Source organism: Dyella sp. 2RAB6, from assembly GCF_052115385.1.
Taxonomy (GTDB): domain Bacteria; phylum Pseudomonadota; class Gammaproteobacteria; order Xanthomonadales; family Rhodanobacteraceae; genus Dyella_D.
The window spans coordinates 1-19,837 of record NZ_JBFRGP010000006.1 but is presented as its reverse complement, the minus strand read 5'-3'; the positions used below and the strand labels follow the sequence as shown (position 1 = coordinate 19,837).

Annotated in this window: 19 protein-coding genes; 13 read left to right on the top strand and 6 right to left on the bottom strand. The window is 67.3% G+C overall.

Annotated features, from left to right (window positions below; all coding sequences use genetic code 11):
* Positions 1 to 2: 2 nt before the first annotated feature.
* On the bottom strand, positions 3 to 833 hold the full coding sequence (gene aroE / locus AB4083_RS11285; RefSeq protein WP_441607901.1) for a shikimate dehydrogenase: 831 nt from the start codon (positions 831 to 833) through the stop codon (positions 3 to 5).
* 361 nt (positions 834 to 1,194) lie between these two features.
* Here aroE and AB4083_RS11280 point away from each other — a divergent pair, with 361 nt between their 5' ends.
* Positions 1,195 to 1,446 carry a hypothetical protein gene (locus AB4083_RS11280; RefSeq protein WP_441607900.1) on the top strand — a complete coding sequence of 84 codons (252 nt, stop codon included), beginning with the start codon at positions 1,195 to 1,197 and terminating at the stop codon, positions 1,444 to 1,446.
* Positions 1,447 to 1,607: 161 nt separating this feature from the next.
* Here AB4083_RS11280 and AB4083_RS11275 read toward each other — a convergent pair whose 3' ends face one another.
* The gene (locus tag AB4083_RS11275) at positions 1,608 to 3,092 is read right to left on the bottom strand and encodes a RimK family protein (RefSeq protein ID WP_441607899.1); all 1,485 of its coding nucleotides are present in this window, start codon (positions 3,090 to 3,092) and stop codon (positions 1,608 to 1,610) included.
* A gap of 273 nt (positions 3,093 to 3,365) precedes the next feature.
* Between AB4083_RS11275 and AB4083_RS11270 the strand changes: the two genes are divergently transcribed.
* The gene (locus tag AB4083_RS11270; RefSeq protein WP_441607898.1) at positions 3,366 to 3,839 is read left to right on the top strand and encodes a GNAT family N-acetyltransferase; all 474 of its coding nucleotides are present in this window, start codon (positions 3,366 to 3,368) and stop codon (positions 3,837 to 3,839) included.
* Positions 3,840 to 3,931: 92 nt separating this feature from the next.
* Positions 3,932 to 4,258 carry a hypothetical protein gene (locus AB4083_RS11265; protein WP_441607897.1) on the top strand — a complete coding sequence of 109 codons (327 nt, stop codon included), beginning with the start codon at positions 3,932 to 3,934 and terminating at the stop codon, positions 4,256 to 4,258.
* A 24-nt stretch (positions 4,259 to 4,282) separates the two neighbouring features.
* On the opposite strand, the gene AB4083_RS11260 is transcribed toward AB4083_RS11265, so the two are convergent.
* A complete protein-coding gene (locus AB4083_RS11260; RefSeq protein WP_441608083.1) occupies positions 4,283 to 4,951 on the bottom strand; it encodes a hypothetical protein in 669 nt (222 codons plus the stop codon).
* A 175-nt stretch (positions 4,952 to 5,126) separates the two neighbouring features.
* Between AB4083_RS11260 and lptM the strand changes: the two genes are divergently transcribed.
* From lptM to xerC, 4 genes are all read left to right on the top strand, one after another.
* Positions 5,127 to 5,333, top strand: a complete 207-nt coding sequence (gene lptM, locus AB4083_RS11255) for an LPS translocon maturation chaperone LptM (protein ID WP_441607896.1) — start codon at positions 5,127 to 5,129, stop codon at positions 5,331 to 5,333.
* Positions 5,334 to 5,340: 7 nt separating this feature from the next.
* Positions 5,341 to 6,183 carry a diaminopimelate epimerase gene (dapF, locus tag AB4083_RS11250; protein WP_441607895.1) on the top strand — a complete coding sequence of 281 codons (843 nt, stop codon included), beginning with the start codon at positions 5,341 to 5,343 and terminating at the stop codon, positions 6,181 to 6,183.
* A 71-nt stretch (positions 6,184 to 6,254) separates the two neighbouring features.
* On the top strand, positions 6,255 to 6,935 hold the full coding sequence (locus AB4083_RS11245) for a DUF484 family protein (RefSeq protein ID WP_441607894.1): 681 nt from the start codon (positions 6,255 to 6,257) through the stop codon (positions 6,933 to 6,935).
* Positions 6,936 to 6,937: 2 nt separating this feature from the next.
* Complete coding sequence (gene xerC, locus AB4083_RS11240) at positions 6,938 to 7,825, top strand: tyrosine recombinase XerC (protein WP_441607893.1); 888 nt, start codon at positions 6,938 to 6,940, stop codon at positions 7,823 to 7,825.
* Positions 7,826 to 8,026: 201 nt separating this feature from the next.
* On the opposite strand, the gene AB4083_RS11235 is transcribed toward xerC, so the two are convergent.
* Positions 8,027 to 11,032, bottom strand: coding sequence for a TonB-dependent receptor (locus AB4083_RS11235; RefSeq protein WP_441607892.1), 3,006 nt, complete (start codon positions 11,030 to 11,032; stop codon positions 8,027 to 8,029).
* Positions 11,033 to 11,559: 527 nt separating this feature from the next.
* On the opposite strand from AB4083_RS11235, the gene hslV reads away from it, so the two are divergent.
* Genes hslV through AB4083_RS11215 form a run of 4 tightly spaced genes read left to right on the top strand, consistent with a single transcriptional unit; the run spans position 11,560 to position 14,580 of the window.
* Positions 11,560 to 12,093: an ATP-dependent protease subunit HslV gene (hslV, locus tag AB4083_RS11230; protein WP_441607891.1), complete on the top strand. Its 534-nt coding sequence runs from the start codon at positions 11,560 to 11,562 to the stop codon at positions 12,091 to 12,093.
* 52 nt (positions 12,094 to 12,145) lie between these two features.
* Complete coding sequence (hslU, locus tag AB4083_RS11225) at positions 12,146 to 13,486, top strand: ATP-dependent protease ATPase subunit HslU (RefSeq protein WP_441607890.1); 1,341 nt, start codon at positions 12,146 to 12,148, stop codon at positions 13,484 to 13,486.
* 38 nt (positions 13,487 to 13,524) lie between these two features.
* A complete protein-coding gene (locus AB4083_RS11220) occupies positions 13,525 to 14,142 on the top strand; it encodes a hypothetical protein (RefSeq protein ID WP_441607889.1) in 618 nt (205 codons plus the stop codon).
* 39 nt (positions 14,143 to 14,181) lie between these two features.
* Positions 14,182 to 14,580 carry a S8 family serine peptidase gene (locus AB4083_RS11215; protein WP_441607888.1) on the top strand — a complete coding sequence of 133 codons (399 nt, stop codon included), beginning with the start codon at positions 14,182 to 14,184 and terminating at the stop codon, positions 14,578 to 14,580.
* 60 nt (positions 14,581 to 14,640) lie between these two features.
* Here the strand turns inward: AB4083_RS11215 and AB4083_RS11210 are convergent, their stop codons facing one another.
* Complete coding sequence (locus tag AB4083_RS11210; RefSeq protein WP_441607887.1) at positions 14,641 to 16,905, bottom strand: S9 family peptidase; 2,265 nt, start codon at positions 16,903 to 16,905, stop codon at positions 14,641 to 14,643.
* 124 nt (positions 16,906 to 17,029) lie between these two features.
* Complete coding sequence (locus AB4083_RS11205; protein WP_441607886.1) at positions 17,030 to 17,728, bottom strand: glutathione binding-like protein; 699 nt, start codon at positions 17,726 to 17,728, stop codon at positions 17,030 to 17,032.
* Between the two features lie 116 nt (positions 17,729 to 17,844).
* Here AB4083_RS11205 and AB4083_RS11200 point away from each other — a divergent pair, with 116 nt between their 5' ends.
* On the top strand, positions 17,845 to 18,279 hold the full coding sequence (locus AB4083_RS11200; protein WP_441607885.1) for a hypothetical protein: 435 nt from the start codon (positions 17,845 to 17,847) through the stop codon (positions 18,277 to 18,279).
* Between the two features lie 72 nt (positions 18,280 to 18,351).
* Positions 18,352 to 19,242 carry a ribokinase gene (rbsK, locus tag AB4083_RS11195; protein ID WP_441607884.1) on the top strand — a complete coding sequence of 297 codons (891 nt, stop codon included), beginning with the start codon at positions 18,352 to 18,354 and terminating at the stop codon, positions 19,240 to 19,242.
* The last annotated feature ends 595 nt before the right edge of the window (positions 19,243 to 19,837 follow it).

The window sequence follows — 19,837 nt, the reverse complement described above, 5'->3', positions numbered from 1 at the left end:
GCTCAGCCGTATTGGCGGCGCAGCTCGTCGTGCACCGGGTCGGTGTCGGGACGCTTGCCGTGCCACAGCTCGAAGGCGTCGGCGGCGGTTTCCACCAGCATCCCTAAGCCGTCGAAAGCGTGCAGCGCATTGGCGGCGCGCGCCCAGGCGACGAAGCCGGCGGCGGCCTTGCCGTAGGAGAGGTCGTAGCAGGTGGCGCGGTTGCCGACGAAGCCGAACGGCAGGTCCAGCGGCTTGCCCAGCACGCCGGCCGAGGTGGCGTTGATGATCAGGTCGAAGCTGCCGATATCGTCCAGGTCTTCCCAGTAGCGGGTATGCGCGCGCGCCGGTTCGCCGATGGCGTCGGCCAGCGCGTCGGCGGTTTCCGGTGTGCGGTTGACGATGGTCAGCGTGCGCACGCCGGCATCGAGCAGGGCCCAGGCCACGCCGCGCGCGGCGCCGCCGGCGCCCAGCAACAGGGCGTCGTGGCCGCGCAGGTCCATGCGGTGGCGGTCGGTGAGGTCGCGCACCAGGCCGGCGCCGTCGGTGTTGTGGGCGGCGATGCGGCCGTCCGGCAGCGGGGTGAGCACGTTGGCGGTGCCGGCGCGGGTGGCCGCTTCGCTGCGCTCGTCGGCCAGGGTGAAGGCAGCGGCCTTGTGCGGCAGGGTGACATTGGCGCCGCGGCCGCCCGCCGCGAAGAAGCACCGCGCGCTGGCGGCGAATTCGGCCGGCGCGGCATCGATGGTGCGGTACTCCAGCGCGATGCCGAACTGGCGCGCAAAGGCCTGGTGGATCTGCGGCGACAGGGAATGGGCGATCGGGTGGCCGAAGACGGCGAACTGCGCTGCGCTCATCGAATGCTCCTTGGAAGAAATGGCGGCCGCCGCGCGGGGTGGCGTGGCCGACTGCAGCCGCGCATTGTAAAGCCCCTCTCCCACCGGGAGAGGGGTTGGGGTGAGGGTACGGGCGGAGTGGGGCGTTGCACTTCGCCCGTACCCTCATCCGGCTGCCGCCACCTTCCTCGCTCCTCCACGCGAAGAGGGCACAGGGATGTGCCCGGCTTTGATGAGCGAGGAAAGCCGCGCACATCCCTGTGCGCTCCCCGCGTGCTCCCGGAGGGAGAAGGATTCCTTCGTGAGAGGCCGCTGCAACGGTCGCAGCCTATGAGATGAGCCGCGCGCAAGCTCACCCCATCGACCACGACGGACCGCCTCCATGCGCACGCAGACCTCCGATGCCGCCCGCCACCACCGCCTCGCCGCCGGCGCCCTGCTGTGGCTGCTGGCCGGCGCGGTGCTGCTGCTGACCACCCTGGTGCCGGCGCGCACCGAGCTGCTCGGCTGGACGCCGGCGTTCTGGCTGCTGGGTGCGCCGCTGGCGCTGCTGCTGGTACTGGAACCGCGGTTGCCGCGCGACCTGCTCGCGCTGGCGCGGCGGCGCCGGCCGCGCCAGGCCGTCTGGCACTGATCGAAACGAATCCGCTTGGCAGTGGAGCTTGGGCACGCACGAGGCGCGCCTCAGGGAAGCGACGAGGGACGCCAGGGCAGGCGGTGCACCTTTCGTCGCGGCGCAGGGATTGGCGCCTCGAGCCCCGGTGATCCAGGAAGGATGCCGGGGCTGCCCGACCTTCAGTCGGCGATGCCCAGGCGTTTGCGCTCCATGCGCCGCAGGAACTCCTGCATGATCCGCAAGTACAGGTCCTCGCCCAGGTACGCATCCTCTACCCCCGCGTCGATCGACGGGTTGTCGTTGACCTCGATCACCACCGGCTTGCCGTCCACCTGCTTGAGGTCCACGCCATAGAGCCCGTCGCCGATGCCCTGAGTGGCCTTGAGCGCGAGCTTGACCACGTCGCTGGGCGCGTCGCGCACGGGAATGGTCTCGAAGCCGCCGGACTTGTCCGTGCCCTTGGCACCATGGTTGTAGATCTGCCAGTGGCCGCGCGACATGTAGTACTTGCAGGCGTACAGCGCCTCGCGATTGAGCACGCCGATGCGCCAGTCGAATTCGGTATAGAGGAATTCCTGCGCCAGCAGCAGCGAGCTGTGCTGGAACAGTTCGCCGGCGGCCTTCTCCAGCGCCCGCTCGTCCTCCACCTTCATCACGCCGCGCGAGAAGGAGCCGTCCGGGATCTTCAACACCAGCGGATAGCCCAGGCGCGCGGCGATCTCCTTCATGCCCTTGGCGTCGTCGCGGTAGAGGATCTCGGTCTTGGGCACCGCCAGCTTGCGCGACACCATCAGGTCGTTGAGGTAGATCTTGTTGGTGCAGCGGAGGATCGAGGTGGGGTCGTCCATCACCACCATGCCCTCGCGCTCGGCGCGGTGGGCGAAGCGGTAGGTGTGGTTGTCGCTGGCGGTGGTTTCGCGGATGAACAGGCCGTCGTACTCGGCCAGGCGCTGGTAGTCGTTCTTGTCGATCGGGTCGACTTCGATACCCAGTTCCTTGCCGGCCTGGATGAAGGACTTCAGCGCCTTCTTGTTCGAAGGCGGCATCGACTCGTTCGGGTCCACCAGCATGGCGATGTCGTAGCGGTAGCGCTTGCGCGCACGCGGCTTGCGCCACAGCTTCTTGGAGAAATGGTCGAGCGCCTCGGCGAATGCGTCTTCCTGCGCGTCGTCCAGGCTGTGCAGGCCGACCGGCTTGATCGAGCTGACCTGCCACACGCGGTCGCGCTCGAACTCGATGCGCAGCAGCGGGCAGGGGAACAGTTCGAACACCTGCCGCGCCAGGTCCTGCAGGGCGGTGTAAGCGGTCTCGCCGAAGTACACCAGGATGCCGAAGTCGGTGGTGTCGCGGCTGCCGGCCGGCAGGAAGTGGGTGAGCTTCTGGTTGAGGTCCTCGATGTCCAGGCCGTACAGCGAGCGGCGGCGCAGGTCGTTCACCGTGCGCACCGAAGGCATCACCTTGTGGCCGCGCGCCTCGCCCAGCAGCGACACGTAATAGCCAGTGCCCAGGTATTTGTAGCTGCGGCAGAGGTTGATGACCTGCGTGCGCTCGTCGTCGGTGGACACCGGCTCGCGCAGATAGTCCATCGCCGTGACGACGTCGACGGACGGATAGTAGGAACTCCAGTCGGAGGCTTTCTCGACAACGATGACGAGCCGGGCCATGGCACCTTGGGCTTGGGCAGACGAGGGTGTCGTCTCGTCGATGGAACGGGGCGGCACGGAGCGCGCATTTTCGCACAGGCACAACCACGCACAAGAGCAAGGCATGAAGCCTGTCTAAATGCCGCGGCAACGGACATGACGCCCGGGCGATTGCGAGGCGCCCGCCACGGGACTAGAGTGCCGCGCTTCGCCCGACGTCGCTTACCCTTCGCCTCCGCCCTTCGCCTCCGCCCTTCGCCGCCGCGCTACGCGCCGCACCGGAACACACCGCCGATGACCCCCATGCCCGCGACCGCCGCCGTGCGTGTGCGACGTGCCGAGCTTTCCGACCTGGACGACCTGGTCGCACTGGAGGAGCAGAGCTTCGCCGGCGACCGCCTGAGCCGTGCCCAGTACCGCCGCCACCTGGACAGCGAGAGCGCGCAGGTGCTGGTGGCCAGCGCCAATCACCGGCGTTTCCTGGGTACCGCGGTGGTGTTCTTCCGCAAGGGCAGCAAGGTGGCACGGCTGTACTCGATCGCCACCCAGGCGCAGGCACGCGGCAAGGGCGTGGGCTCGGCGCTGATCGAAGCGGCCGAGCAGGCGGCCCGGCGCAAGCGCCGGCATGCGCTGCGGCTGGAAGTGCGCACCGACAACGAGGCGGCGATCCGCCTGTACGAGCGGCTGGGCTACCAGCGCATCGGCACCTACGCGAGTTATTACGAAGACGGCGCCGCCGCGTGGCGCTACGAGAAAGTGCTGGCCTGAGCCCGCGCGACCCTGGCATCCCTTTTCACCCCGCCTTACAGTGCGTCGCCCCGCCGTGGGCGGGGGTCACAAGGATCAGGGGGGAAAGGGACATGATCATCTGGGGATCGGGCGGCAAGCAGATCGACCTCGGCGTCGCCGAGCACAAGGATTGCGCGGTGTGCGAGAAGCAGCGGCCGTATCGCCTGCTGCTGCAGTACCGCTACGGGCATCTGTACTACTTGTTCAAATGGGTCTCGAAGAAGAGCTACGTACTCGCCTGCGAGGTCTGCCACCGCGGCTGGCAGCTCGAACCCAAGGCGATCGAAGCCAAGCTGGAGAAGAACCCGATTCCGTTCGGGGACCGCTTCGGCTGGGTGGGCCTGTTCGTGATCTTCGGGGTGATCATGCTGGCAGCGGCGCTGAGCAGTCCCCGCTGACGCAGCGCGACGCGGTGCGCCTGGTCAGCCGCCGAACGGCTGGCCGAGCCGCCGTTCCGTCGCCTCGTCCGGCCGCGCCACCAGGGCGCCGGTGCGCATCAGGCTCACGTTGTAATGCCCTTCGTCGACCAGCGGCAGGAACGCGCCGCTGCCGAACACCGTGTCGACGCCGGGCAGCCAGCGCGGCAGATCGTAGGGGCCGGCCTGGTCGAAGCTGATCACCGTGCGCGGCGCCTGCGCTTCCTGCTGTGCGTCGTCGTAGCGGCCGGTCAGGCGGTCCAGCCGGTACAGCGGCGGCAGGCCGGCCAGCACGGCGGGCAGTTTCCATTTCAGCACCACCGCCTCGACCCGCCAGGCATCGCCGGCCACCTGCACTTGCCGCGTGCTGCCGTCGGGCCAGCGCAAGGTAAGGGCCCAGCGTTGCGGCGACAGGATGCGGGCGTCGATATCGACCACCGGCGCCTCTTCCGACAACAGGTGATAGCCGCGCAGGCTCCAGCCCATGCCGGCCAGCAGCAGGGTGAGGGCGAAACCCGCCAGCAGCAGCAGGCTGCGCACCGCCGCCGCAAGCCGCTGCCGCGCCTCCAGGCGCGCGCGCAGGGCGAGCAGTTGCGCCAGGGTGAACAGCAGCGCGATCGCGGCGAGCGCCAGCAGGATCGTGCTGGGCAGGCGCAGCAGCGTGGTCCAGTCCATCGTGGTTCGGATCTCCCGGTGCCGCGGCGCGGCCGGTGCGCGCATGATAGCGATTCACGCGGGAGGCTCCGCGGGATTCCTGCGTAACGCGTCATGAAATGGGAGCGGGCCGGTTCATGCGGACCGCCCGCCCCGGCTCGCTATACTGCGGCCGACTCCGTAGGAACCCACCCCCATGCGCCGATCGATCCTGCTGCTCCCGCTCTGCGTCGCCGTCGCCGCGCTGTCCGGCTGCGGCAACAAGGGCCCGCTGTTCATGCCGCCGCCGAAGCCGACACCCGCCAACACCGTGCCGCCGTCGCCGAAGCCGACGCCGACCATCACTACCACCACCATGCCGCCGGCCCCGGCCGCCAGCGCGGCGCAGCCGGCTTCGCGCTGAGGCGCGCATGACCTTGCGCTTCTCCAAGATGCACGGCATCGGCAATGACTTCGTCATGGTCGATGCCCGCGCGGCCCCTCTGGCGCTGGACGCCGAAGAGATCCGCGCCATCGCCGATCGCCACGGCGGCGTCGGCTTCGACCAGCTGATCAGCATCGAAGCGCCGCGCGATCAGTCCTGCCGCTTCTATTACGGCCTCTGGAACGCCGACGGCTCAAGCGCGAGCCAGTGCGGCAACGGCGTGCGCTGCGTGGCCGCATGGCTGCACCGCGCCGGCGAACTGCCGCTGGGCGAGACGGTGCGGCTGGAAAGCCCGTCCGGCCCGGTCGCGGTGCGCCTGCTCGCGGCGGACCGCGTCACGGTGGACATGGGCGAGCCGGAATTCCGCCCCGCGCAGATTCCCTTCGATGCCGCCGCGCCGGCCGAACGCTACGCGCTCGATACCGACGGCCACGCGCTGGAGATCGGCGCGGTGTCGATGGGCAATCCGCATGCGGTGGTGACGGTGGACGATCTGGGCGCACCGGAGCTCTACCGCCTGGGTCCGGCGCTGACCGCGCATGCGCGCTTCAAGGAAGGCGTCAACGCCGGCTTCGTGCGCGTCGTCGACCGCGCTCATCTGCGCCTGCGCGTGCATGAGCGCGGCGCCGGCTGGACCCGCGCCTGCGGCACCGGCGCCTGCGCCGCGATGGCGGTGCTGCATCAGCGTGGCGAGGTGGACGACAGCGTGCAGGTGGACCTGCCCGGCGGCCGCCTGCAGATCGATTGGCAAGGGCCCGGCCACACCTTGTGGATGACCGGGCCGGCCGCCTTCGCGTTCGAAGGCGAATGGCTGGGCGCCGCGCATTGAAGCGCCGCCCGCGCCAACCCACACTCCGGGCCGGGCAGCGAACCGGCCTTACCGGCTGACGAGGTACCCGCATGACCGACACCACTCTGGACGACACCCTCACGGCCACCGACGTGGCGGCCTATCTGCGCCGCCATCCGGGCTTCCTCACTGAATTTCCCGAACTGGCCGCGCAGCTGGAACTGCCGCGCGAGCAGGGCCAGGTCGCCTCGCTAGCGGCCTACCAGACGCAGAACCTGCGCGAGAAAAACGCCGAGCTGGAACGCCGGCTGGCCGAGCTGACCCGGATCGCCGCCGAGAACGAGCGGCTGATGCAGCGCATCCACGAACTCAACGTCGCGGTGCTGCGCGCCGGCACGCCGGCCGTTGCCGCGCGCAGCGTGATCGCGCGGCTGGCCGAGGATTTCCAGACCGACCAGGTGCGCCTGCTGGTATTCGAGCTGGAGCTGCCGCCGGCGGACTGGCTGGTGCGCGCGCCGGGCGGGTCGAAAGGGCTGCCGGAGTTCGCCGAGTTCATCGCCCATCAGGAACCGATCGCCGGCCGCCTCTCGGCCGAACGCCTGTACCGCCTGTTCGGCGACCAGGCGCCCGAGATCCATTCCTGCGCGCTGATGTCGCTGGACGGGCTGGGCCTGCTGGCGATCGGCAGCCGCGATCAGGACCGCTTCCAGCCCGGCATGGGCACGGTATTCCTGAAGATGATCGCGGCCACCGTCACCGCCGCGCTGCAACGTTCGCAAAACGGCGCCTGAGCATGGACCCGCGCAGCCAGGTGCAGGCCTGGCTCGCCCGGCTTGCCGGCGAGCGCAAGGCCTCGCCGCACACGGTGGACGGTTATCGCCGTGACCTGGACAAGCTGCTGCGCTGGATGGAGGCGCAGCAGCTCGATGCGTTCTCCGGCCTGGACGCGCACCGCATGCGCGGCTTCGTCGCGGCGGAACACCGCGCCGGCCTGTCGCCGAAAAGCCTGCAGCGCCTGCTGTCGTCCTGCCGCAGCCTGTTCCGCCAGCTGCGCCGCGAAGGCCTGCTCGACAACGATCCGGTGGCCGGCGTACGCGGCCCGAAAGTGCATCGCAAGCTGCCGCAGGTGCTGGACGTGGACGAGGCCACCGCGCTGGTCGAGTCGGGCGGCGAGGGCGCGCTGGGTGTGCGCGATCGCGCGATGCTGGAACTGTTCTATTCCTCCGGCCTGCGTCTTTCCGAACTGGTCGGGCTGCACTGGCTGGACCTGAATCTCGACGCCGGCGAAGTGCGCGTGCTCGGCAAGGGCAGCAAGACGCGCATCGTGCCGGTGGGACGGCATGCGGTGAATGCGTTGCGCGCGCTGGGCGAGGCGGAAGACAACGCGCCGGAGACGCCGGTGTTCCGCGGCCGCGGCGGCGCGACGATCAGTCCGCGCACGGTGCAGGCGCGCCTGAAGCAGCTGGCGCTGACGCAGGGTTTTGCCAAGCGCGTGCATCCGCACTTGCTGCGCCACACCTTCGCCAGCCACATGCTCGAATCCTCCGGCGATCTGCGCGCCGTGCAGGAGCTGCTCGGCCACGCCGATATCGCCACTACGCAGATCTACACGCACCTGGATTTCCAGCATCTGGCGAAGGTGTACGACGCGGCGCATCCGCGGGCGAAGCGCAAGGGTTGAATCACCGGACCGGCGTAGGTTGGGGTGAGCCGCAGGCGAACCCCAACACCGTGGTGAGCTTGGATGCAACGACGTTGGGGTTCGCCTGCGGCTCACCCCAACCTACGCCGATGCCTAAAAAAAAGACCACCGGCCAGCGGTGGTCAATGGGGAAAGTCGCCACGGCGGTCTTCTGCCACCGTGGCACTCGCGGTTACGCGTTTACAGGCTGAAGTCGTAGCGGGCGCCGAACTGCACGTAGCGCGGCGTCTGGTACGACAGCGGCTGCGTGTAGCTGAGGTTGGGTGCGCCGCTGCCGGTTTCGCCGGACTCATTGATGCTCTGCACCGTCTGTTTGTCGAACACGTTGACCACGGTGGCGCTGAAGGTCAGGTTGTTCTTGGCGAACGACGGCGCGTACTGCACGCCCAGGTCCAGGCGGTAAGTCCACGGCAGGCGGCCCTGGCTGCCGCGCGGGGTCGGCTGGCCCTTGCAATAGAAGTACGAGGCGCCGTAGTTCATCTCCGCCGGGATATCGCCGGGATACACGCCGATGCAGTTCTTCGGACGGCCGGACTGGATCAGCACGTTGGCGCTGACCAGCCACTCCGCGTTGACCTGGTAGTAGCCGTAGGCGCGGATCTGGTGCGTGCGGTCGTTGGCCTCGGGGCCGTTCGAGCCGATCATCAGTTCCTTGTGGTCCCAGTCCTGGGTCACCGACGGATCGAGCTGGCCGATGTCGGATTTCAGCAGGCCCTCGGAATTGCCGTAGCTGCGCGAGAAGGTGTAATCGAGACGGCCGTACCATTTGCCGTCGAAGCGATGCTCCAGGTATGCGTCCAGCGCGTAGTACTTGCGCTTGGCTTCGGGCAGGCCGATGTCGTTCTTGCTGAGCTTGATGTCTTCCAGCTTGCCGTCGCCGTCCAGGTCGATCAGGAAGCGGTTGGACGCACCCGGGTTGATGATGTAGCAGGCCGGCGACGGGTTGGCGTAGTTCACGCCGTGGTCGGCGGCCCACTTGATGAACGGGCGGTCGTCGCACCAGTCGTCGATGATGCTGCGCAGCTTGCGGTAGCGCACCTTCGCGCCGAAGGTCCAATGGTCGGCGAACTGCTGGTCGAAGCCGAGGATGTACTCGTCCTGGTAATAGGCCTTGAGGTTCTGCGCCGAGATCGAACGCGGATCGGGCGGCGTGCCATTGGCGCCGTTGGCGTAGACCACGTTCTCGATCGGCTGCCAGCCCGGCGGCGTGCCATTGGTGTTGACCGCGCCGTCGTAGGTGCCCCACTGGGTTTCGTACAGCGAGCCGGAAGCGCCGCGCACGGCGACGTTGTTCGGAATCGCCAGGTGGTAGCGGCCGGCGTTGGCGTAGATCTTCAGGCTGGAATCGCCCATCACGTCCCACGACAGGCCCAGGCGCGGCGCCAGCTGGTGGCGCTGCTTGGCGAACACTTCGTTGTTGGCGTTGAGGTTCTCGAACTGCTCGTTGCGCAGGCCGACATAGGCCAGCCAGCGATCGGTGACCTGCCAGTGGTCTTCGATGTACTGCGCTTGCTGGCGCACCTTGGCCTGGCCGATGGCGCGGAAGATGTAGCGCTCGACGATGCCGGTATGTCCCGGCGGCACCGCCAGGTTGCCGCGCGACTCGATCACGCCGCTGGGCGGATTGTCGAAGTAGAACCAGCCCACGCCGCCGGAAGTGTCCGAACCGTTGAGCGAGGTGACGTTGTAGTGGTCGACGCCCGCGCGCACGTCGTGGCTGCCCAGGCGGTATTCCAGGTTCAGATGCCAGCCGTTGGTTTCGTCGTACGCGCCCGGCGCGGCGATGCCGCTGGAGATATTGCAGCCCTGCAGACGCTGCGACGGTGGCACGCTGTCGCGGTTGTCCTGGAAATAGGTGCAGCTCGAACCCGAGGTGAGGTCGACGTGGTCGGTGCGCTCCTTGCCGTACAGCGCATCGACGGTGAGGTTGTCGGTGATGTAGCCGGTGTAGCGGCCCACATAGACCTGGCCGCCGGGCGAGGAGCCGGCCGTGCCCTGGTTCTTCTGGCTGCGCCAGCCCTTGTGGCCGTACTGGACGTCGTTGACGCCGTCGTAGACGAACTGGTCGGCGTAGGTGGACGCGGTGTCGCTCAGGCCGGTCAGCTCGATGATGTGGTTGTCGGTGATGTTCCAGTCGACTTTGGCCAGCCAGCGGTTGGTCTTGTTGGTGTTGTACGAGCGGGTGGTGTTCTTGCTGAGCGTGTAGGTGTCGTTCTCCGACTTGATGCGTTCGGCCGCACCGAAGAAGAACAGCTTGTCCTGGATCAGCGCACCGCCGAGATAAGCCGCGTAGGTGGTTTCCCACAGCTTGGCCGAGTGCTTGTCGCGGCCGCTGATCTGCGCGCCGTCGCCGGGGCGGTAGGTGGGCTGCTCGGTTTCGCGCAGGCCGGCCGGCGTGTAGAGCACCTGCATGCCACCCTTCCACTCGTTGGTGCCGCGCTTGCTCACGATATTGACCACGCCGCCGGTGGAACGGCCGTACTCGGCGCCGTAGCCGCCGGTGAACACCTGTTCCTGCTCGATCGAGTTGAACGGCAGGCTGGTCGCACCCAGGCCGGTCAGCGGATTGGTCACCGGGAAGCCGTTGACGTAGTACTGGTTCTCCGCGGCGGAGGAACCGCCCAGCGAGACCGCATTGCCGTAGCGCGCATCGGCGTTCACCGCGCCGGGCGCCAGCAGCACCGCGGCGTTCACCGTCTGCGGCATCGGCAGGCGGCGCAGCTGCTCGGCGTTGAGCACGGTGCGCGTATCCACCGAGGACACATCGATCGCCGGCACCGCGCTGGCCACCACGCTGACGCCTTCGAGGTTCTTGGCCGAACTGTTCGCGGCGGCGGCGAAGCTCACTTCGGTGCTGGTGCCGACGTTGACCTGGACGGCGTCGCGGCTGTCCACGGCCTGGCCGTTGCGCTGCACCGTCACCTTGTACACGCCCACCGGCAGCGAGCCGGCGCGGTAGCGGCCATCCGCATCCACCGCGACGTCGCGGCTGATGCCGGTGGAAGGATTCTCGACATGCACCGTCGTGCCCGGTGCGGCTTCGGTGCGACCGAAGATGGCGCCCGAGGCATTGGACTGCGCCACCGCCACGGTACCGACGAAACACCCCCCCAGAGCCAGGGCCAGCACGCTCAGACGCAGCGGACCGCGCAACGATCGACTGCTCGAATTGCTACTGCTCGACATTGGTTGTGATCTCCCCATGACACCCCTTGCGGGGCGGAACCCGGCCGCCCACGCGGGCGGAAAACCGGACTTCGAGGGGTCGCGCCCGTACCGCCGGGACGGGAGCAGACGATCACTGCCGCCGGCGAGGGCTTAGAAATCAGCCCCTTAGGGATTTGAATCGATCTAAATTCCGAACTACAGAATATGGATCGATCCAAATTCCTAGCCAGATAGAAATGTCGGCACGACTGCCCGGTTCGGTGCGGCGATTTGAGGTGTCTCGCACGGTCCTGCGGGACCGTTTTCCCCGTGAGACACCATCCTCCCTCTCGCCCGCCACAAGTTCATGCGGCGGAACCCCTCTTCCGCAGTAAAAAGCGTGTGAAGGCTGCTGTCAATCGCAAAAAGTCGCAGAACCGGATGCTGCGCGGCAGCAACCTCCCGCGTTCCGAGGTCATGGCTGACGGCATGGACCAAGGTCATGGGCTTGGGTTTGGGCCGCGCTCTCCCCACATCCTGTGATCCGTATCCGCAGGTAGCACGCCATGGAATCGTTCCACGCCACCACCATCATTTCCGTCCGCCGCAACGGCCGCGTCGTGATCGGCGGCGATGGCCAGGTCACCCTGGGCAATACGGTGATGAAGGCCAATGCGCGCAAGATCCGCCGCCTCGGCAAGGGCGACGTGCTGGCCGGTTTCGCCGGCGCCACCGCCGATGCCTTCACCCTGTTCGAGCTGTTCGAGGAAAAGCTGGCCAAGCACAGCGGCAACCTCACCCGGGGCGCGGTGGAGATGGCCAAGGAATGGCGCACCGACCGCCGCCTGGGTCGCCTGGAAGCGATGCTGGCCGTGGCCGACCGCGACGCCTCGCTGCTGATCTCCGGCAACGGCGACGTGCTCGAACCCGAGCACGGCCTGATCGCGATCGGTTCCGGCGGCCCGTATGCGCAGTCCGCCGCGCTGGCGCTGATGGAGAGCACCGAGCTGGACGCGCGGCAGATCGTCGAGCGGGCGCTGAAGATCGCCGGCGACATCTGCATCTACACCAATCACAACACGACGATCGAAGAGCTCTGACGCCGGCGCCCCCGCTACGCGTTTCCGATCCCCCGATTCCCGAGCCTAAGCCATGTCCGAACTCACTCCCCGCGAAATCGTCAACGAACTCGACCGCTATATCATCGGCCAGCACGACGCCAAGCGCGCCGTGGCGATCGCGCTGCGCAACCGCTGGCGCCGCATGCAGCTGGACCCGAACCTGCGCGACGAAGTGACGCCGAAGAACATCCTGATGATCGGCCCCACCGGCGTCGGCAAGACCGAGATCGCGCGCCGCCTGGCCTCGCTGGCCAATGCGCCGTTCGTGAAGGTCGAAGCGACCAAGTTCACCGAGGTGGGCTATGTGGGCAAGGACGTGGAGTCGATCGTCCGCGACCTGGCCGACGTGTCCTACAAGCTCACCCGCGAGCAGGCGGTCAAGCGTGTGCGCTCACAGGCGGAAGACCGCGCCGAAGACCGCATCCTCGACGCCCTGCTGCCGCGCCGCCAGTCGCCGACCGACTGGAGCCACGACCAGGAGCAGGCGCCCGCGCTCGAGAACGACACCCGCCAGAAGCTGCGCAAGCAGCTACGCGAAGGCGCGCTGGACGAGCGCGAGATCGAGCTGGATTTCGCCATGAACGTCGGCGTGGAGATCATGTCGCCGCCCGGCATGGAGGAAATGGGCCAGCAGCTGCGCCAGATGTTCCAGAACATCGGCGGCGCCAAGTCGCAGAAGCGCAAGCTGGCGATCAAGGTCGCCCGCCCGCTGCTGATCGACGAGGAAGCCGGCAAGCTGCTCAACGACGACGAGGTCCGCGCACAGGCGGTCTACGTCGCCGAGCAGAACGGCATCGTCTTCATCGACGAGATCGACAAGATCGCCCAGCGCTCCGAATGGGGCGGCGCCGGCGTCAGCCGCGAAGGCGTGCAGCGCGACCTGCTGCCGCTGGTGGAAGGTTCCACCGTGTCGACCAAGTACGGCCCGATCAAGACCGACCACATGCTGTTCATCGCCTCGGGCGCGTTCTCGCTGGCCAAGCCCTCGGACCTGATCCCGGAGCTGCAGGGCCGCCTGCCGATCCGGGTGGAACTGTCCGCACTGTCGGTCGACGACTTCCAGCGCATCCTGCGCGAACCGCATAACGCGCTGACCAAGCAATACGTCGCCCTGCTGGGCACCGAGGGCGTGACGATCGAATTCACGGAGTCGGGGGTGAACCGCCTGGCCGAGGTCGCTTTCCAGGTGAACGAACGCACCGAAAACATCGGCGCCCGCCGCCTGCACACCGTGATGGAGCGGCTTCTGGAAAAAATCTCCTTCGAAGCTGCTGACAAATCCGGCGAAAAGTATCTGATTGACGCCGAATATGTCGATAAAAATCTGGCGAGCCTGGTCAAGGACGAGGACCTGAGCCGTTACATCCTGTAAACATGGGGAAAGACCCCCGCTGATAAAATTCGTGGTGTATGGGAAAGGTGATCGAACTTAAGACGACGGGCCAGCGCGCTCAGCTGCGCGAAGCGCAGCAGCAGCAACAGCTGATCCGTCTATGGCGCGGCGAACTCGAACACGGCAGCTTCTGCGGCTATGTGGGCGGAGTCGGCCGCGAATTCTTCCTGCTCTGGGTGGTGGGTGACAGCGTCACCTACGACGGCATGTACATCATGCGGCACCGCGATATCTCCGAACTGGAGGCGCCTGACAAACACGCGCCCTTCATGGAGAAAGCCCTGGCCATGAAGCAGCTGCTGCCGCGCCCCCCGCGCGGCTTCCCGCTGGACGACATCCGCGAAGTGGTGCAAGCCGCCGCCAAGCAGGCGCCGGTGATCGGCGTGCACGTCGACAGCGAGGACGAGGCCGAGGTCTGCTACATCGGCAAGCTGATCTCCTTCGAGGACGACGGCTTCTACATGCAGGAGATCAGCCCCGACGCCGAATGGCTGCGCGAGGCCTCGTTCTTCTCGTGGGACGAGGTGTCCACCGTCAGCATCGAGGACGGCTACGCGCAGGCCCTGCTGGCCGTGGCCGGCACGGCGCCGCCGCTGGAACAGGGCGATTCGGGCGTAGGCGGCCACGCACAGTGACGGCGGCGCGGCCGTCTTCATTGCGTGATGGATGACGCCATGCAGGACCGCCGCAAGCTGTACTTTGCAAGCTTGATACTGCTGGGCGCAGGCAGCGCCGCCTGCGCCGCCAACCTGCCAGGGAGATCCATCGTCATGGCCGACACCGATACCGACACCACCGCCCCCACCGAGCCCCACGCCGCCACGCGCGTGCAGCTGATCGTTAGCTTCCGCGAGGGCACGCCGCTCGAAACCATGCGTGTCGCCTGCGACGCAGCCGGTGCCACTTACGTGCGCGATCTCGGCTGGGCGCCGGCCATCGTGGTGCAGCTGCCGGAAGGCATGTCGGCGGAAGAGGGCATGGTGCGCTTCCGCGCGCAGCCCGGAGTGATCAATGTGGAAGTGGACGGCAAGGTGCGTGCCGCGCCGATTCGCGGCCCCAGCATCAGCAAGTAAGGCCCGCACAACCCTGAAATGAAAAAGCCCGCCGATCGGCGGGCTTTTCTTTTTATTGGATCAGGGCGCGACCGACGCCGCGGCCGCCGGCTTCTGCGCCGCGGGTGCGGCGGCACCCTTGATCTCGCGGTCGAAGAAGTTCGCGATCAAATGGAACACATGGCTGCGCTGCCCCGGCAGGTTCAAGCCGTGCTTGGCGCCGGGATACGCCATGAACTGGAATTGCGTGCCGCGCTTCTGCAGCTCGGCCATCAGCTTGGTCGAATTGACGAAGAGCACGTTGTCGTCGGCCATGCCGTGCACCAGGTACAGCTTGCTGGTCAGGCCGTCGAGCCAGGCGAACGGGCTGCTGCGCGTGTAGCCGGCTTCGTTGTCCTGCGGACGGCCGAGGTAGCGCTCGGTATAGAAGGTGTCGTACAGGCGCCAATCGGTAACCGGTGCCACCGCCACGCCGCCGGCGATCTCCTTCGAGGCCTTGGACAGCAGCATGGTGGTCATGTAGCCGCCGTAGCTCCAGCCGAACACACCGATGCGGCGTCCATCCACCCACGGCTGCGCCTTCAGCCAGTCGATGCCGGCCAGCTGGTCGTCCACTTCGGCGGCGCCGAGCTGCCGGTAGATCGGGTCTTCGAACTTGCGCCCGCGCCGGGCCATGCCGCGGTTGTCCAGGGTGAACACCACATAGCCCTGGTTGGCCATGTACTGGTTGAAGTAGTCGCCCCAGCCGTTGGCCACCAGCTGGGCGTGCGGGCCGCCGTAGTAGGTGTCGAACACCGGGTACTTCTTGCTCGGATCGAACCCGGCCGGCTTGTACAGGCGGTAGTACAGGGTCTGGCCGTCGGCGCTTTTCAGCGTGCCGAATTCCGGCTTGATCAGGCTGGCGCGGTAGGGCCAGAACGGATGCTTCTCATCGAGCTTGTTCTGTTCGATCCAGCTCAGGAAGCTGCCGTCCGGCTTGTGCACGCTCACCTGCGGCGGCGTGTCGGCGCTGGAATAGGTGTCCAGGTAGAACGCGGCATTGGGCGCGAACTCGGCGACGTGGCTGCCGTCGCCCTTGCTGATGCGCACCGGCGCATCGGCGCTGCTACCGTCGAGCTTCAGCGCATAGATCTGGTGGTCCGGCACGAAGTCGCGGTTGGAGCCGACGTAGACCGTGCCGGCATGCTCGTCCACCGCCAGCACGCCATCGATCTGCCAGTCGCCCTGGCTCACCGGGTGCTTCAGCTTGCCGTCGATCCCGTACAGATACAGATGATGAAAGCCGCTGCGCTCGCTGCCCCACAGGAAGCTCTTGCCGTCCTTGAGGAAGCGCAGGTCGTCGTTGAGGTTGATCCAGGTATCGCTGGTATCGGTCAGCAGGCTGCGCTGCGCCAGCGTCTTGGCGTCGACCAGGCGCAGCTCCAGCTTCTGCTGGCTGCGCGGCATGCGCTGGTAACTGAGGTGCTTGCCGTCCGGCAGCCAGTTCACACGCACCAGGTAGATGTCCGCGTCCTTGCCCAGGTCGACCCAGCGCGGCGCGCCGCCGGCCGGTGCGACCAGGCCCAGCTTCACCGCGACATTGGGGTCGCCCGCAGCCGGATAGCGCTGTTCGATCACGTCGGTGCGGTCGGCATACACCTCGGTGCGCTTGACCACCGGCACCTTGGCCTCGTCGTAGCGCTCGAAGGCGATCGCGCTGTCGTCCGGCGCCCACCAGTAGCCGCTGCTGCGGCCCATTTCTTCCTGCGCGACGAACTCGGCCTCGCCGTTGTGCACGGTGCCGCCGCCGTCGCGGGTGAGCTGGCGCGCATCGCCGCTTTCCAGGTCGATCGCCCACAGGTTCTGGTCGCGCACATAGGAAACGTAGCGGCCCTTGGGCGAGATCTTCGGATCGATCGCATCGCCACCGGTATCCAGCGCGCGCGGCGCCGGCTTCGTCGCGGCCAGGTCGTACAGGTAAAGCTTGCCGCCGATCGGGAACAGCAGCTGCTTGCCGTCCGGCGACCACTGATAACTGAGGATGCCGCGCAGCCCGGCGGTGCGGGCGCGCTCGCGGCGGGCCTTCTCCGCATCCGACAGCTGCTCGCCCTGCGGCTCCAGCTTGCGCGAATCGACCAGCATGCGCGTGCTGTTGTCCTTGGGCCGGTATTCCCACAGGTCGAGCTGGAACTGGTCGTCCGGCCGCGCGCGCAGGAAGGTGATGCGGCTGCCGTCCGGCGAAATCTGCAGGCCGCGCGGGGCGGGGCCGGCGAGGCTGCCGCCGTCGAAGATGCGTTCGATGGTGAGCTTTTCGGCCATGGTCGGCAGGGTCACCATCGTCAGGGCGGCGAACAGAAGAGCGCGCATGGGTACTTCCTTGGACTGCAACTGGGGCGCAAGAACAAGCGCGGATTAGAACGCGTCATGCTGCGCGAAGCCAGCCTTTTCCTAGGAAAAAGCGCCGCATCCGCTCGGATGCGACGCCTGTGCCTCAGCGTTTTGCGCCTTGGCCGAACAGCAGCTTGCGCGCGTCTTCGTCCTGGGTCAGGTCGAAGCGGCCCTTGATGGAATCGCCTATTTCATAGGCTTTCCGGGTGGCCGGGCGCTCGGCGATGGCCTGGAACCAGGCCTTCAAATGCGGGAAATCCTCCAGCGACATGCCCTGCGCCTCGTGCGAGACGATCCACGGATAGCAGGCCATGTCGGCGATGCTGTAGTCCTTGCCCGCGATAAACGCGCGGCCGTCGAGCTGCTTGTCGAGCACGCCGTACAGGCGGCGCGTCTCGTTGACGTAGCGGTCGATCGCGTAGGGGATCTTCTCCGCCGCATAGCGATTGAAATGGTGGTTCTGCCCCAGCATCGGCCCCAGCCCGCCGACCTGCCAGAACAGCCATTGCAGCACCTTGTAGCGCTCGCGCGTGTCGGCGGGCAGGAAGCGGCCGGTCTTCTCCGCCAGGTATTGGAGGATCGCGCCGGACTCGAAAATGCTCAGCAGCTTGCCGCCATCGACCGGTGCCGTATCGACGATCGCCGGCATGCGGTTGTTGGGCGCGATGGCGAGGAAGTCCGGCTTGAACTGGTCGCCCTTGCCGATGTTCACCGGCTTGATCGCATAGGGCAGGCCGGTCTCTTCCAGGAAGAGGGTGATCTTGTGGCCGTTCGGCGTGGGCCAGTAGTGGAGTTCGATCATGGGGGGATTCCTCGGGCAGCAATGCACAGCGATGTTCGGGCCCGGCCCGCACCTTTCAAGTCAACGCCTGCGCCCCGGGGGCCGTTCCCTGGCGCAATCCACCCGGAGCTGCGCCCGTGAAGACCCGCTTGTGCCTGATCGCTCTCACCCTGGCCGCCGCCTTCGGCGCCCACGCCCAGGACAACAACGGCACGCCGCCGCCCGACGGCCAGGCCATGCACGGCCAGCGCCGCCCGCCGGACCCGCAGGAACGCGCGCAGAAGCTGGCCAAGCACCTCGATCTCAATGCCCAGCAGCAGGCCCAGGTCGCCACCATCCTGCAGACCCAGCAGCAGAAGATGCAGGCGCTGCGCAGTGGCGGCGCGAAAGGGCCGGACCGCCGCGACCAGGCGCGCGCCATCATGGAAGACGGCGACCGCCAGCTTCAGTCCGTGCTGAGCGACAGCCAGCGCCAGCGCTATCTCGCGCTGAAGGAACGCGCGATCGAGAAGCGCCAGGAAAAGCAGGGCACGCCCGAACCCTCCAAGCCGATGCCTGACGCAAGCCACTGAGCGGATTCCACCGCGGCGCGCGCCATCCCGTATGCTCGGCGGCGATTTCCCCCACCGAGTTCCGGAGCAGGTATGGCGCGCGTCGTCGTGGTCGGCAGCATCAATATGGACCTGGTCACGCTGGCCGCGCGCTTCGCCGGGCCGGGCGAGACCGTGCTGGGCGAACGCTTCCTCATCGTCCCCGGCGGCAAGGGCGCCAACCAGGCGGTGGCCGCCGCGCGGCTGGGCGCCGAGGTCACCTTGGTCGGCGCATTGGGCAACGACGCCTTCGGCCAGCAGCTTTACGACGGCCTCGCGCGCGAAGGCATCGCCCTAGACCACGTGCGCCGCATCGACGACTGCGGCAGCGGCACGGCCTCGATCACCGTGGCCGGCGGCGAGAACGAAATCATCGTGGTGCCGGCGGCCAATGCACGGGTGACGCCGGCGCAGATCGAAGCGGCCAGCGACGCGATCGCCCGCGCCGACGCCGTGCTGGTGCAGATGGAGATCCCGCTGGAAAGCGTCGAAGCCACCTTGCGCCTGGGCCATCGCCTCGGCGTGCCGGTCATCCTCAATCCCGCGCCGGCGCAGCTATTGCCGGTCGAATGGTTGAAGCTCGCGCGCTACGTCACCCCCAACCAGCACGAGCTGGCGATCCTGCTCGGCGCGGATGCCCACCAGGATTTCCGCGCGCTGATGCGCCAGGCGCCGAGCCCCGTAGTGCTGACCCGCGGCGGCGAAGGCGCCTGGTATCGCGAAGACGGCGAACCCGCGCACCAGCCCGGCTTTGCGGTCGACGTGGTCGACACCACCGGCGCCGGCGACACCTTCAACGGCGCGCTCGCCGTATTCCTGCACGAAGGACTGCCGCAGGCGGTGCGCAAGGCTTGCGCCGCCGCCGCACTGTCGGTGACGCGTCTTGGCGCGCAGGGCGGCATGCCGACGCGTGCGGAACTCGATGCGTGGCTTGCCGACAGGTAGCGTCGCTGCGATCAGCGCGCTGAGTATCACGGCAATGCAGAAGCCTCTCCCTCCGGGAGAGGGGTTGGGGTGAGGGTACGGGCGGAGTGGTGCGTCTGACTCCGGCCGTACCCTCATCCGGCTGCCGCCACCTTCCTCGCTCCTCCACGCGAAGAGGGCACAGGGATGTGCCCGGCTTTGATGAGCGAGGAGAGCCGCGCACATCCCTGTGCGCTCCCCGCGTGCTCCCGGAGGGAGAAGGGTTTCACTTGCGGCGCAATATCGGATTTCACCTAAAGACAGCGGCTGAGTCGTCTTGCTACTTTGGTAGCTGTTACCCGCGTAGTGTTTTTGGCGCGTCGCGGGTAACCATGGCAGCAATGCTGTGAGAAGCGCGGGCCGCAGGAGTTAGGCGCTCCTACGACCCGCTAACCATCACCAACTGACTTGGAGTCGATCATGGCTAAGCCAGATCATACGTCATGTATGGACGCCTCCCGTTTGGCAAGATCCTTGGCTGTGTGATGAAGCAACAGGACACGGTTGCAGTTATGTATTCGGCCTGTAGTTGCAGGCCTTATGCCTGCTGGCCCTGATGGAATTCGCTGACCCGCGC

Excerpts from the sequence above, each read along its gene's own strand:
- AB4083_RS11210 (WP_441607887.1), bottom strand. The coding sequence starts at position 16,905 with ATGCGCGCTCTTCTGTTCGCCGCCCTGACGATGGTGACCCTGCCGACC.
- AB4083_RS11280 (WP_441607900.1), top strand. The coding sequence starts at position 1,195 with ATGCGCACGCAGACCTCCGATGCCGCCCGCCACCACCGCCTCGCCGCC.
- AB4083_RS11265 (WP_441607897.1), top strand. The coding sequence starts at position 3,932 with ATGATCATCTGGGGATCGGGCGGCAAGCAGATCGACCTCGGCGTCGCC.
- AB4083_RS11235 (WP_441607892.1), bottom strand. The coding sequence starts at position 11,032 with ATGTCGAGCAGTAGCAATTCGAGCAGTCGATCGTTGCGCGGTCCGCTG.
- aroE (WP_441607901.1), bottom strand. The coding sequence starts at position 833 with ATGAGCGCAGCGCAGTTCGCCGTCTTCGGCCACCCGATCGCCCATTCC.
- xerC (WP_441607893.1), top strand. The coding sequence starts at position 6,938 with ATGGACCCGCGCAGCCAGGTGCAGGCCTGGCTCGCCCGGCTTGCCGGC.
- AB4083_RS11220 (WP_441607889.1), top strand. The coding sequence starts at position 13,525 with ATGGGAAAGGTGATCGAACTTAAGACGACGGGCCAGCGCGCTCAGCTG.
- hslU (WP_441607890.1), top strand. The coding sequence starts at position 12,146 with ATGTCCGAACTCACTCCCCGCGAAATCGTCAACGAACTCGACCGCTAT.
- hslV (WP_441607891.1), top strand. The coding sequence starts at position 11,560 with ATGGAATCGTTCCACGCCACCACCATCATTTCCGTCCGCCGCAACGGC.
- AB4083_RS11270 (WP_441607898.1), top strand. The coding sequence starts at position 3,366 with ATGACCCCCATGCCCGCGACCGCCGCCGTGCGTGTGCGACGTGCCGAG.
- AB4083_RS11275 (WP_441607899.1), bottom strand. The coding sequence starts at position 3,092 with ATGGCCCGGCTCGTCATCGTTGTCGAGAAAGCCTCCGACTGGAGTTCC.
- AB4083_RS11215 (WP_441607888.1), top strand. The coding sequence starts at position 14,182 with ATGCAGGACCGCCGCAAGCTGTACTTTGCAAGCTTGATACTGCTGGGC.
- AB4083_RS11205 (WP_441607886.1), bottom strand. The coding sequence starts at position 17,728 with ATGATCGAACTCCACTACTGGCCCACGCCGAACGGCCACAAGATCACC.
- dapF (WP_441607895.1), top strand. The coding sequence starts at position 5,341 with ATGACCTTGCGCTTCTCCAAGATGCACGGCATCGGCAATGACTTCGTC.
- rbsK (WP_441607884.1), top strand. The coding sequence starts at position 18,352 with ATGGCGCGCGTCGTCGTGGTCGGCAGCATCAATATGGACCTGGTCACG.
- AB4083_RS11260 (WP_441608083.1), bottom strand. The coding sequence starts at position 4,951 with ATGGACTGGACCACGCTGCTGCGCCTGCCCAGCACGATCCTGCTGGCG.
- lptM (WP_441607896.1), top strand. The coding sequence starts at position 5,127 with ATGCGCCGATCGATCCTGCTGCTCCCGCTCTGCGTCGCCGTCGCCGCG.
- AB4083_RS11245 (WP_441607894.1), top strand. The coding sequence starts at position 6,255 with ATGACCGACACCACTCTGGACGACACCCTCACGGCCACCGACGTGGCG.